13 protein-coding genes are annotated in these 12,165 nt (G+C 44.5%); 1 reads left to right on the forward strand and 12 read right to left on the reverse strand.

Annotation, left to right across the window (positions count from 1 at the left end; all coding sequences use genetic code 11):
* Positions 1-7: 7 nt before the first annotated feature.
* The 9 genes from P0G38_RS16215 to P0G38_RS16255 form a co-directional block, all read right to left on the reverse strand.
* The gene (locus tag P0G38_RS16215) at positions 8-604 is read right to left on the reverse strand and encodes an alpha/beta hydrolase (protein ID WP_275853214.1); all 597 of its coding nucleotides are present in this window, start codon (positions 602-604) and stop codon (positions 8-10) included.
* A gap of 13 nt (positions 605-617) precedes the next feature.
* On the reverse strand, positions 618-1,226 hold the full coding sequence (locus tag P0G38_RS16220) for a flavin reductase family protein (RefSeq protein ID WP_275853217.1): 609 nt from the start codon (positions 1,224-1,226) through the stop codon (positions 618-620).
* A 15-nt stretch (positions 1,227-1,241) separates the two neighbouring features.
* Entirely contained in the window at positions 1,242-2,135 is an 894-nt protein-coding gene (locus tag P0G38_RS16225) for a VOC family protein (RefSeq protein ID WP_275853219.1), read from the reverse strand.
* 13 nt (positions 2,136-2,148) lie between these two features.
* On the reverse strand, positions 2,149-3,111 hold the full coding sequence (locus tag P0G38_RS16230; protein WP_270287872.1) for a ring-cleaving dioxygenase: 963 nt from the start codon (positions 3,109-3,111) through the stop codon (positions 2,149-2,151).
* A gap of 10 nt (positions 3,112-3,121) precedes the next feature.
* Positions 3,122-3,550, reverse strand: coding sequence for a MarR family winged helix-turn-helix transcriptional regulator (locus P0G38_RS16235; protein WP_010748593.1), 429 nt, complete (start codon positions 3,548-3,550; stop codon positions 3,122-3,124).
* Between the two features lie 301 nt (positions 3,551-3,851).
* Positions 3,852-4,916 (reverse strand): bifunctional transcriptional activator/DNA repair enzyme AdaA, encoded by a 1,065-nt coding sequence (locus P0G38_RS16240; RefSeq protein WP_121262270.1) that lies wholly within the window; start codon positions 4,914-4,916, stop codon positions 3,852-3,854.
* A gap of 295 nt (positions 4,917-5,211) precedes the next feature.
* A complete protein-coding gene (locus P0G38_RS16245) occupies positions 5,212-5,724 on the reverse strand; it encodes a glycosyl-4,4'-diaponeurosporenoate acyltransferase CrtO family protein (RefSeq protein WP_275853227.1) in 513 nt (170 codons plus the stop codon).
* Positions 5,725-5,736: 12 nt separating this feature from the next.
* Positions 5,737-6,843, reverse strand: a complete 1,107-nt coding sequence (locus P0G38_RS16250; protein WP_338070809.1) for a glycosyltransferase family 2 protein — start codon at positions 6,841-6,843, stop codon at positions 5,737-5,739.
* Positions 6,844-6,854: 11 nt separating this feature from the next.
* A complete protein-coding gene (locus tag P0G38_RS16255; protein WP_128432072.1) occupies positions 6,855-8,342 on the reverse strand; it encodes a phytoene desaturase family protein in 1,488 nt (495 codons plus the stop codon).
* 553 nt (positions 8,343-8,895) lie between these two features.
* Here P0G38_RS16255 and P0G38_RS16260 point away from each other — a divergent pair.
* On the forward strand, positions 8,896-9,273 hold the full coding sequence (locus P0G38_RS16260) for a DUF7006 family protein (RefSeq protein WP_034868894.1): 378 nt from the start codon (positions 8,896-8,898) through the stop codon (positions 9,271-9,273).
* A 232-nt stretch (positions 9,274-9,505) separates the two neighbouring features.
* Here the strand turns inward: P0G38_RS16260 and P0G38_RS16265 are convergent, their stop codons facing one another.
* The 3 genes from P0G38_RS16265 to P0G38_RS16275 form a co-directional block, all read right to left on the reverse strand.
* Positions 9,506-10,999, reverse strand: coding sequence for an AcpB/EbpR/MafR family transcriptional regulator (locus tag P0G38_RS16265; protein WP_275853235.1), 1,494 nt, complete (start codon positions 10,997-10,999; stop codon positions 9,506-9,508).
* Between the two features lie 278 nt (positions 11,000-11,277).
* Positions 11,278-11,682: a hypothetical protein gene (locus P0G38_RS16270; RefSeq protein ID WP_074536632.1), complete on the reverse strand. Its 405-nt coding sequence runs from the start codon at positions 11,680-11,682 to the stop codon at positions 11,278-11,280.
* 124 nt (positions 11,683-11,806) lie between these two features.
* The gene (locus P0G38_RS16275) at positions 11,807-12,154 is read right to left on the reverse strand and encodes an LPXTG cell wall anchor domain-containing protein (RefSeq protein WP_074536631.1); all 348 of its coding nucleotides are present in this window, start codon (positions 12,152-12,154) and stop codon (positions 11,807-11,809) included.
* Between the last annotated feature and the right edge of the window lie 11 nt (positions 12,155-12,165).

Raw genomic sequence — 12,165 nt, forward strand, 5'->3', positions numbered from 1 at the left:
CACTGCTTTATTGTTCGGTCAACCACGTGCGCGAGTGTTCGACTTCTTCATACGTTAACTGATGACTTGGGGTCCAAACGGTTGAAAGGACTGCACCCCGTGAGGTGAAGATCTCTTGGACGTAAGCACTGTCAGCTAGGGAAACGATCGGGTCGTTTCTGCCAAAACTCAGAAACACATGAGTGTCAGGCAAGGAATTCGTCGGTAAATTCTCGACTGGATACATGGCGTGGTAGAGGATCGCTTTTTTGAAGTGGTCGCTATCATTTAGTAATAAGCGAATGGCAATGTTGGCGCCATTGGAATAACCCACCAGTACCACTTGCGCTAACGAAAAGTGGTGTTCTTTGGCGGCTTGCCGAATGAAATCGGCTAATTCGTCGCCGCGAAGTGCTAAGTCGGTTTCATCATACACCCCTTCAGCTAGACGTTTGAAGTAACGAGGCATGCCGTTTTCTAAAACGTTCCCACGAATACCTAATAGTGATGCTCGGGGATCAAGGGTTTTGCCTACTTCCAGCAACGACTGTTCGTCGCCACCAGTGCCGTGGAGCAGCACCAAAACTGGTGCGTCGGCTGCTCCTTGTTGATAGATTGCTTTCATCGAAGTTCCTCCTTTAACTTGGTCGTTTGATATCGAAAATCTCCCCAATCGTTGCGTAAGAATTTCCCGCTAGCCGGCTGACTGCTTGTAAGGCACGGGGATCGATCTTGCCGTCTTGATAGACATCCTCTGCAACCTGGTAGCCGACGACTTCCAACAACAAGAGATCGGCAGTGATCTGCTGGTCTTTTTTGATGGGTACGTGCTGATGCAGAATCGTTTCTAAGCGGACACTGGCTTCGTTCAAGCCAGGAACGGCAATTGTTTTCGACGCCGTTGTAGTAAACCCAGAAACCGTCAACTCGCTTTGGTCTGCGGGCAAGAATGCCGCGGTTTTATTGGCCTCTTGGACATTTGTTTGATCCAAAATATGCACGACGGCTTCTTTCGTCGCCAACAGATTGCGGGCGGTGTCTTTCAGTTCCCCCTCTTTGCGCTGGATAGCCAACGAGAGGATCACAGGTTCTGAGCTGACGATGTTAAAAAAACTGAATGGGGCGATGTTGACGATACCATCGGCTGATTGCGTACTGACCACTGCCACTGGCCGTGGAATGATGGAGCCAATCAGTAGTTTATAATTTTCTCGTTGGGTCAAATCCTTGGGATCTAAATAGTGCATATAGCGTCTCCTTTTCTAAACCGATAAATCTGGCAAGCGATCCTCGATCTCTGCACGGCGGCTTTCAAATTGGGCTGGCAGCATCAACTGCTGTCCCAGCGTTTCTAATGGTTCATCAACTAAAAAGCCTGGGGTTTCTGTTGCGATCTCAAAGACGATGTTGCCCCGCTCTTGGAAATAGACGGCTTTGAAATAATTGCGGTCTTTGATTTCAGTGACTCCGTATCTTTGATCGTACAAGTACTCTTGCCACTCTTTTTGCACTGCTTCCGTTGGCACAGACCACGCGATGTGATGGACGGTGCCGACACCCCAGCGCCCTGCTGGCAGTGCTTCATGGGACACGACGATCTCATGAGCGAGGGTGCCTGCGGTATGAAGATGGGTGCTTTTCTCTGTTTTGTTAAAAATGTTCAGTCCTAGATCATCTGCCAGCGTTTGAATGGTCGCTTCTGGTTGTGCCGAAAGCAAGACGGCCCCATGAAAGCCTACAATCGCTGGTGTTTCCGCCGATTCTTCGGCTTCGACTAGCGCCAAAGACAGGTCATGCTGATCATGAAGTTCTAAAGTTGGCCGGTCAAACAATGTACTTTCTTGGGCAGTTACTTGATGTTTCGCCAAATGTTCTTGCCAATAGGCACTGCTACCTTTAGGAATACGAAAGGCGATCGTGCCGACTTGTCCGCTTCCTACTCGTCCAGGATGGGCATTTGCCCAAGGGAAGAAAGTGATGATGGTCCCATTTTCTAACGCTTGATTGCTGTAATAAAGATGATACGTGTAGGGATCATCAAAATTGACGGTTTGTTTGACGAGGCGCAACCCCAACACGTCACGGTAAAAGGCAACGTTCGTTTGCGGATCGCCTACGATGGCTGAAATATGGTGGATCTGTTGAATGGGTTGCATACTATGTGCCTCCTTAAGCGCGTTTTGTATTGAAGGGTTTGATGACTCCTTCGATGTATTCACGGCGATTTTCTAAAAATGGTGCCAATGATAAGGATTCACCCAATGTTTCATACGGCTCATCCCCCATAAACCCTGGTTCATCTGTCGCTAGTTCAAAAAGAATATGGCCGATGCGCACATACAACGATTCAAAATAGTAGCGATCGACATAGCCAGAGTTGGCCAATCCCAAGTTATCAAAGACTTCTTGCCAGACTGCTAACGAGTCGTGGTGGGCTAAACGAAAAGCGACATGATGCACTTCGCCGTCCCCTTGTTGTGCTTGTGGGCTCGTGGTATCTTCCACTAAAACGATTTGGGCGCCATTGCCGCCTTCACCGACTTCTAGCAAATAGCGATTGTCTACTTGATCAATGGTTTTGAAATCAAAGACGGATTCCAGCAGCCCTTTGAAATCTGCCAAATAAGAAACAGACATTTCAACAGGACCTAAGCCATAAATCGCAAACTCAGTAGGAACGGGTCCTTTTTTCCAAGGAGTACCAGCTTTCACGCCAGTATTGTGTTCATCAGAGATCAGTTGATAGGCTTGCGTATCAAAATCCCAAAAGCGCAACACTTTTTTCCCAAATTCGGTGGTGATTGCCTCGTGTTTTACCTCAAATTCATCAAAGCGTGCGGCATAATAATCAAGGGCTGCATCACTGGGTACTCGAAAACTGGTGCGGGTGATCGAATTGGTTCCTTTGCTGCCGCGAGCGGTATTGGGAAAATCAAAGAACGTCATGGTCGTTCCCGGTGTCCCTAAATCATCCGCAAAGTAAGTATGATACGTATAAATGTCATCTTGATTGACAGTTTTTTTCACTAAACGCATCCCTAACACATCCGTAAAGAAATGGTAATTCCGTTCCACATCACTTGTCATAGCCGTCACATGGTGTACCCCTAATAATTGGTCTTGTTTTCTCATTTTCTTTTCCTCATTTCTGATCGTAAGTTATTTTTCGTAAAATTGTTTTTAATTGTTGCAATTCTTCACTGCTAAGTTCGGAAAAACTCGCCGCAATCTTTTGTGCATGACTGGGAAAAATTTTCTCCATCAACGCCCTGCCTGCTTCCGTAATACTGACGTATGTTACCCGTTGATCTTCTTGGCTAGGTTCCCGTTGCACGCAGCCTTTTTTGACTAATTGATCGACCACGTAGGTTGTGGAGCTGCTGGCGATCAAGATTTTTTCCTTGATGGCTTGCGTCGTATGGGTGCCTTTATGGTAAAGCAATTCCAGTACGGAAAACTCTGTAATATTTAAGCCATAACAACGAACATCTTTTTTTGCCACTTGTTCCAAACGACTCGCCGTACGCAGCAAACCGATGTACGCTTTGAGCGCTTCTTCTTGATGCGCCATTTTCCTCACCTCTTTATTTCGAATTCGAGATAATCATAACTTACTTTTTGTAAGTTGTAAAAGGATATGCTTTGGGTATTTAAGAAAATAATTCATTGCTTATTTTTGTAAAGATAAAGAACACTTAGACACTAACGACGGTCCCGCCTTTTCTCTATGAACCCGCCAAATCTAAGAAAAAAAGCGGAACTCATGAAAGGTTCCATAAGTTCCGCTAAATATATATTTCAATGAAAAGGATTCGATCCATTCCATGTACTGATCGATGAAGCGCTGATTCCCACGCATAGTTATCTCTTTTTCAAACCTTTACAGTCGGCTGCACCTGCTTTTCCAAAGCCAGCAACCACTTTTTGCGTTCGACACCGCCGCCATAGCCGCCGATACTGCCATCGCTATTGATGACACGGTGGCATGGAACGATCAACGCCAATTGATTTTTTCCGTTGGCATTGGCAACAGCTCGGGTGGCTTTTTCATTGCCGATTCGCTGTGCCAATTGTTTGTAAGAGTATGTTTCTCCGATCTTCATCGCCAACAGCTGCTGCCAGACGGCTTTCTGAAAATCGGAGCCGATCAATGCAATTGGTATCGTGAAAACAGTTCGATTTCCTTCAAAATATTCCGTCAGTTCTTGCTTAAGCTGCTGGATGATTGCTGTTTGCTGGGGAATGATCACTGCATTCAAGCGGCTTCTCAAAACAGCAATCTCCGTTTCTAGCCCTCTGCGATCCACGAATTCTAACAAGTAAAGCTGCTGCTGGTCGCTGATTGCCAGCATCGATCCCAGCTTAGTCTCAAGCCAAGCAGAAGAAAGAATCTTTTTTTCACGGCTGTTGGAAGGCAATTCCCCCATAATCCGGGAAAACGCATCTCGAAAGCCGTTGCCAGAATCGAAACCGGCTTCTAATTGCGCTTGGATCAGCGGTTCTCCTTCACGAATCTGCTTAAACGCTAATCCTAAGCGGCGTGCACGGGAGTATTCGATAAAGGTCATGCCAAAATATTTTTTGAATTGTCGGCGTGCGGTATTGGGATGGATCGCTAGTTCTTCAAAATCTTTGTCGGTCCACTTTTTCTCTGGGTTACTCTCCACGGCTTCCACCAGGCTTTTCACGTCAGGGGATAAGTGGCTAGGCGAGCTGAGTGGGCGACATCGTTTGCAGGGACGATACGCCGCCAGCAGCGCTTCTTGTGCCGTCTGAAAAAACTCGCAATTTTTTTTGAGCGGTTTTTTCGCTGGGCAGGTGGGACGGCAAAAGACGCCGGTGGTTTTTACCCCAACGTAAAAAATCCCTTCATATTGCGAATTTTTTTCAATCAGCATGTCGTAATAGTGGTCCCGTTGTCGGCTATCTTCAATCATCTTGCGCATCCCCCCCTCTTTTCTACACTTACAAAAATACTTCGTGCTTGTACAAACATATGACCAACCATTGCAACAGCCTGCATTGGCAGTTCGAAAATTTGCCCACATCCTTCTGATGACATACGATCACCCTTTCCTCTGAATGACCTTAGTGTACAAAAAACGGTCTTGGCACATCCCATAAAAATTAACACCAATTTTTTAAAAAAGATCGAAGGCAGTTGCCCTCCGATCCTTTTGATTTCCAGTTTGCCTATTTTTCAGCGAATCTTAAAGCGGCACCTACAGGAACCTAGACCGTCGCCTTCTGCTTGACTTGCAGGGCACTTTTTTTCCGCAAGACTCGCTCCAAACGGGGGCGATTGTAGCGTTGGATCATGATGAATGGGCAGTTGGCCAATAACGCATAGGCGATCATCACCCAGCCCGCCCACGTAGGATTCCAGAGGAAAAAGAACGGTGCTGGAACCATCAGCAGCCAATGGGTCAGCTCTGCTCGGCGTGTCTCGATGACGAATTTTTCCAGATAGTCCTTTTGTTGCTGAGCCAAGCGAGATTTGTCAAAGCCTTTTTTGGCAATCACAGTGCCGTCGGGCAATTTGTCTTTCCACTGACGAATACGAAATACCTCCGCCCAGATCCTACCGCCTTTTTCAAAGGCAAAAGAACGGAACCAGTTGGCATGACGTTCAAAAAAAGCATCACTGACTTTGCGCAAGCCAAAGGAGATGCCTAGATGAAACAGCAGCCAAGCCAAGCTGTCTGTAATGAGCAAGAGCAGTGGAGATAAGGTGATCAGCGGCATGTGCATCGCCTCCTATAAATTGATTTTGCGTCCTTTCCAGGTCACGGATTTCAACAAATGGGTTTGGATCCATGACCAACCAAATAAGCCTAGGAAAAAAAGAAAGTAACATGGAAAAAAAAGCAGCAAGACTCGGTTGAAGTTGCCGACACGGCGGGCAAAGCACAGAGTTTGTCCAAAATAAGCAGCATAAAAAAGCAGTCCTAGCCAAAGCGGTTCCATCAGAAATGGTGCCGCCAGTACCCCAATGCCGCCGCTGATCCACAAGATGACGCCCGCCATAATCAAAAGGTGAGTGGATTGCGAAGCAGTGGCAAAGTCCTTCGTCCAGCCTTGAACAAGTTGACGAACACCCGCTGGATACATCCGAAAGGCCACCAAGTCTTTTCCACCATACAAGGCGATCGGCAAGCGTTTTTTCTTAAAGCGTCTCGCTAATGCTAGATCATCTAAGATTCCTTGTGGCATGTCCTGATGTCCATTGGCTTGAAGGTACGCAGTTTTGCTGCACAAAATACACGGACCAAAGGCGCCGCCAGCTGAGAGTTTTTCGCCTACGATAGAAAAGCGGTTCAACCCGACAGGTAAGACGACATTAAAGACGGCAGACAGTTGTTCATACAGGCGCTTCGTTTGATGATAGGGCTGCACCGAGAGCAGTCCTTGTCCCGATCGCTCCTCATACGCAGCGAAAAGACGCTCTAAGCCATCTTCTGCTAGAAAGAAGGTATCGGCATCCAAAAATAATAGATACTTGCCCACCGCTTGTGAGGCGCCTAACCAGCAAGCCGCCGATTTCCCAGCAGAATCAGCAGTGGTTTGCAAGACCGTCGCACCGAAGCCCTTGGCACAGGCGATCGTCTCGTCTTCCGATCCGTCATCAACCACCAAAATCTCCACAGGATGAAGGGTTTGCTGCTGCAAGGACGCCAACAATTGCGGCAAATTTTCTGCTTCATTGCGGGCGGGGATGATGATCGACAGTTCTCCCCTCTCCGTCAAGTCTTTGGATGCGGCTGTCTCCTTGCGGGTGGGTATCGTCGGCAGGCGGAAAAAAATCAGCCAGCCTGCCAGCCAAGCAGCGCAAATACCAGCGAGCAACAGGTACACAGTCATCATCCTTTCTTGTCTTAGTGTTCTCTTTTAGTGATCATCTCACTGACTTGCTGGCCACTGAGGGTCACCATCGGCATGCCGGCCCCTGGATTGACCGTACCGCCAACGAAGTATAGATTGTCGTAGCGTTCGCTGTGTTTCGGGTGTTTAAAGCCATGATTTTTCTTGCGGTTAGAGACCGTGCCGTAGATGGCACCGCGATGTGACAAATAATTCTTTTGGATATCTTCGGGTGTCCAGCGGTCTTCATACACGATGTGCTTGCGTAGATCCGTTAAGCCCATGTTTTCCAGCTTGATCAAGATCCGTTCACGAAAGGCATCGTATTCCGCTTCCGTAAAAGGTTTATCCTGCAAATAAGGGATATGAGGCAAGATTTTGATGTTCTCATGCCCTGCCACTGTTTGCGAAGGATCGGTTTTGTTGGCATTGACCAAATAGATCGTTGGATCTTCTGGCAGCTGATGCTGATGGAAATTTTGATCAAAGTTTTCTTTTGAGGCATTTGAAAAGAAAAAGTTGTGATGCGCCAATTGTGGATAGGAGGTTTTGACCCCTAAGTGCAAGACAAAACCCGAACTTGCTGGTTCAAATTTTTCTTCCAGTTTTTGAGTAAAGGTCGGCGCTTCTTCTAGCAGCTCTTCATAAGCTGGGATCACTTCCATGTTGGAAACAAAATAGTCGGCTTCGATCAACGTGCCGTCATCCAAACGAGCGGCACGGATCTGCTCCTGTTCAACGATCAATTTTTCCACTTTGTGTCCCGTGTGGAAGGTCACACCGATCTCTTTTGCTAAGCGAACGATGCCTTCGGCTAAACGGTGCATCCCGCCTGGCACGTACCAGACACCTTGGGCATGCTGCATATAGATCATCATGTTCAAAACGGCTGGGGCGTCATAAGGAGATGAGCCGACATACTTGATAAAATAGCTCAGCATGTCTTGCAGCTGCGGATTGCTGACACGTTTTTGAATGGCATCATGCATCGAAGAGAAATAATCAAAGCCTTTCAGCGCTTTGATCACACCATGATACTTCAAGATTTCTTTCGTGGTATCTAAGCCTTTCTCAAAATAGCCTTTTTCTGTGATTGCATAAATCTTTTGCGCATAGTCCAAAAAGTCTTGGTACTCGGCCATGTCTTTTTCCGACAAGTGCGGGTTTTCCTTTGCCATACGTGCAAGATCGCCATAGAGATCGATCTTGGTGCCGTCAGGAAAAAAGGAGCGCCATTCCAATGGCAATCGGCGAATCGCAACATAATCCGCCATATCGCGATTGCTGCCAGTAAATAATTTTTCGAAAATCTGTGGCATCGTCAAAATCGAAGGACCTAAGTCAAAGCCGAAGCCGTTTGTTTCCAGTCGGTTCAACTTGCCGCCTAAGTGTTGATTTTTTTCATATAATGATACATCAAAGCCATTTTGGGCTAATGAGACCGCCGCTGATAGACCACCAAGTCCGCCGCCGATCACTACAACTGTTTTTTTCTCTTTCATTGAATTGCTCCTCGTTTGCTTTAATGAACGTCCTTATTTAGCCAAACCTTCTCGTCAAAACAGACGGTTGCTTCTCACTGCAACTGCGTTTCTTGGCACTGTTTTGGCATTGGTAACTTGAATCAAAGGATCGTTTTTCTAGATAATTCTATAGTATCACACCTTTGAAAAAATGACGGGGATGAGCCTACCGGTCAACTGATGCTGTTTTTTTCTCAACCATGATTTCAGCAAATGAAAAAACAACCCGCTGGCAAAGAATGGAAACCCAGCAATCTCGCCCATTTAAGAAATATTCTTTTTATAACAATAATTACCAGAATAGTTGAACATTTTTGACGTTAATACCAGCGAAAAACAAATCTTCGTATGGTTACGAAAAAACGCGTTTGAGCCGATTTGGAATATCCTGTACATTGAATGTAGCGAAAGTCCTTCCCCCAATCATAAAAAAAACAAAAGGGCCTTCTCAATAAGACATTGCTTAACAGTGACTGTTTTTGATAATGACACGTATTGTCGCTTTTTCCTAACACTTATAAGGAGTATTGATATGAACTTAAAAACGATCCAATCAGCCGAAGAATATTTAAACTTTTTTGACGAAGAATTTATCCACTCGCCCTGTTCTTATACTCATCCGAAAATCTTTAATTTTTATCTCTCTTTGCGCCAACGATTCTTAGCGATCTATGAACAAGAAGAGGGTACTTTTTTCGAAAAAATGTCGTTGCTACTAGATATCGACGCACAGCTGCAAATACTAAAAGAACTTTATGTTTTAAAAATTTCTTCTCTAAACGAGTATACGGAAGAAGAAATCATTCAGCTGACGGTCAAAGACAAAACCTGTTTCTATCGGGAATTGACCGGTCTTCAGCTAAACCAAAAGGCGCCTTGGAGTTTGATTTACTTAAGTGAAGCCCAATGATTCCGCCCAAATCGATCGATTGAATTGAAAACTGCTGGTTCCAAAGGCTTGCATCCGTACCTGATGCACTCCCCACTTCCCCTCCCCACACTCCTGCACAGCTGCGGAAAGTCAAGCCATTAAAAAAGAAAGCATCTTTCCTTACGTCTGTCTATGCAGTGAAGGAAAAATGCTTTCTTTTCATGTAAAAGGCCCTTTCTAGCAACTCTTTAGGTCAAAACATAATGGGAAACTAGAAGAGGTCTTTTAGGGCAAATTGGCGTGTGACGTTAGGATTGATCCGTTCAAGCAGCCGATTCCAGTCAGAAGAAGACGGGATCGTTTTGAAGACGATACATTCAACGATATCTCGAAATTCGGTCGCATGCTCGGCATAGTTCGTCACTAGCAGATCAATGGTATTTTGTTCTAAATACTGAGCATTGACTTCCCCTGAGTCAGGATAAAAGACTTGATGGGATCGGCTAAAATAGCGGTTAGACCAGCCTTCAATGTACTGAACGATATTGTTATTTCCTTCGAAGATAAAGGCGATATTTTTCCGGGGAAACCAATGACGTTCTCGAACAGATTCGATATAAATCACTAAGTTTGCACAAAAATCCGTCAGATACTCCTCAGAATAAAGGTTGTGGTACTCGCGACTATTTTCTAAAAACTCTCGGTAAGCAGCAAATTCCTTAGGAAAGGTTCTCTTAATAAACGCATTCACATCATAGATATTGCGATTGGCAGAAGTGGATAAGCACTCCTTCAATTTGGCAGAGGTAAAAAAAGATTCGATCAGAATCCGATCTTCTTTGGGCTTTTTCGACGATACCTTCAACATCTGATAAAAATCGTTGGTCAACGTGCGAATCTCAGTCCAATGATTATAAGAAAGACAAAACTTTTGTTCGACGATCACATTTTGCAGTTTTTTCTTTGTGATAATACTAACAAATAAAAAGATAAGTTCATCGTTCGTCAATCGACATTGAAAGTACTTGTCAATAACGCCATTGATTCGTTGAAAGTGCATCAGCTGAATACTGTGTCGCAAGGCGTGGTACAATTCAGCGTTGATTTGCACAGTCTTACCTTGCATAAATCGCTCAAGCGAAATATAGAGCAGATACGTGTATTGTGAAAACGAAACGGTGTGGTAACTATTTTTGTCAAACATCCTGCCGATTTCCGTTACTGCCTGCTGAACCGCAGCTGGCGGAAATACAGTGTGGGGGGTGCTGTCCGTTTCATAAAAAAAGGTACAGAAGAAATTGCGGATATCTGCTTCTTCCCCAACGATATTCACAGGATCTAATGCTAGCTGGAGATCAAAACGTGCCAGTTGTTCATGAATGCGCTGCAAGTACTTCGATAAGGTACTCTTGGATAAAAACAAGCAGTCCGCCCACTCATCGATCGTCTTTAACTCTCCAATAAAAATATTTTCCAATAAAATAAAGAGCGGTTCATTCGCTAAAAGCGAGGCTTTTTTCTTTTCATACTGTGAATAATCAAATAGTTCAAACGAATAGCCTTGATTGGTGGAAGTGATCAGGATCAGCCCACAGAAATACTCGTTGATCTGACTGATGTCTTTGCCAATCGTCCTCGTGGTACTAGTTGTTACTTCAGCCAATTGACTGGCACTACAAATTTCATTTTTTTCAAATTCACTTAGAATCTGCAGCCATCGGACGGTCGATTTGCTTGTGACAAAACTCAATTGAAAATTTTTCAAACATAAGCTCCTTACTAAAAAGTTTCTTTTTTGCGGCTAAATTACGCATGAAAGGCGCCTAAGCAGTCTCATTATATCGGTTTTCATCCTACATAAAAAATCGGTTTTTTCATAGCCTGATGAAAAAAAGCGTGGGTTCCAGACTACTGTTGTATAACAATTATTTTATCGGCTATTGAAAATAGTGCAAGGATTTCGCTTTTGCTTTCATTAGAGACCACCTAGAGCGGATACGCATCTTGCTTCATGTTTGAAAAAGCTACTGCGTGAAAAACCACCTATGTTTTCTTTATTTGTCTAAATGTGTCTGACATGATGTTTAAAAGCTGCTCATATTGAGATTCTTGGCTTGCTTTTTTCACCCGTACGTTAAAGTCTTGCTCAATAAATTGTTTGGGTATCAACTGATCCATTTCTATTTTTGAAAGCCGCTCGGTACACTCCGCTAACAGTTGGTAATCCTTTACGAGTGTTTCAGGTAATTTATATGTTTGTGTAAAAAAGGAATAACTCGCATTCTTTTGAATCGTTAGTGCCACCTGCTTTTGAATCAAATAGTGTAATTTTTCTAATTGCGTATCCGTGACGGATCGTTCACCGTTTCGTTCAAATAATTGACAGTAATAGTCTAAAAATTCACTATTAGCCATCACTGTTTCAAAATCCGTTTTATTTATTCTCACCCGTTGTTCTCCTCTTTCATTTTTCCATCAACACTTGTCATCTTGGATTCGTTTTGACCGAAAAAAAAGAAGCAGTTTGGTTGTTGCTACTGCTTCTTTTTTGATTTCGGACAGTCATCTCTTTTTAGTTCCTTCTTAATTGCCTACTACTAAACAAGTAAAAAGAAATGATTAATAAAAATAAACCCACGATTGATGCTATTTTTGCTTGCTCACTTCCCGTTTTAGGTAATGAGCCTTTGTTAATAGCCGAAACATCTGCGACGATTTTGGTTCTCCCATCGTCTCCAACGGCATCCGAATCTAGCTGTTCTTCATCCAGCTTGTCGTCAGTTTCTCCGATACGCCCTTGGACTTGCACAGAACGAGTGCCTGCATTGCCACTCGCAGTCTGTGCAAAGCTTTGGCTAGGTATCACAAACAAAACAAACAGGAGGACGATTAGTACATATTTCCAATGACCATGTTTCACACAGTTCCCTC

The organism is Enterococcus casseliflavus (assembly GCF_029215545.1).
Taxonomy (GTDB): Bacteria; Bacillota; Bacilli; order Lactobacillales; family Enterococcaceae; genus Enterococcus_D; species Enterococcus_D casseliflavus.